The organism is Burkholderia sp. BCC1985 (assembly GCF_905339915.1).
Classification (GTDB): domain Bacteria; phylum Pseudomonadota; class Gammaproteobacteria; order Burkholderiales; family Burkholderiaceae; genus Burkholderia.
This window is the reverse complement of sequence record NZ_CAJPGY010000142.1, coordinates 1-380: the sequence shown is the minus strand read 5'-3', so window position 1 is coordinate 380 and position 380 is coordinate 1. Positions and strand designations below refer to the sequence as shown.

At 69.7% G+C, this 380-nt stretch carries 1 protein-coding gene; it reads left to right on the top strand.

Features of this window, described 5'->3' with window-relative positions:
* Positions 1-380, top strand: a 380-nt coding sequence (locus tag U4Z31_RS37025) for an ABC transporter ATP-binding protein (protein WP_321813007.1), incomplete at both ends; no start/stop codon positions are given.

The following is a 380-nucleotide window of genomic DNA, read 5'->3' as shown; positions in this document are numbered from 1 at the left end:
TCGGGCAAGTCCACGCTGCTGCGGATCATCGCCGGGCTGATCGAGCCGACCGGCGGTGACGTGACTTATCTCGGCAAGCCGCTGCGCGGCCCGGCCGAAGGCGTCGCGATGGTGTTCCAGACCTTCGCGCTGTTTCCGTGGCTGACCGTGCTGCAGAACGTGGAGGCCGGCCTCGAAGCACTCGGCGTCGGCGCACGCGAGCGGCGCGAACGCGCGCTCGCCGCGATCGACCTGATCGGTCTCGACGGCTTCGAGAACGCGTATCCGCGCGAACTGTCGGGCGGCATGCGCCAGCGCGTGGGCTTCGCGCGCGCGCTCGTGGTCGATCCGACGATCCTGCTGATGGACGAGCCGTTCTCGGCACTCGACGTGCTGACCGC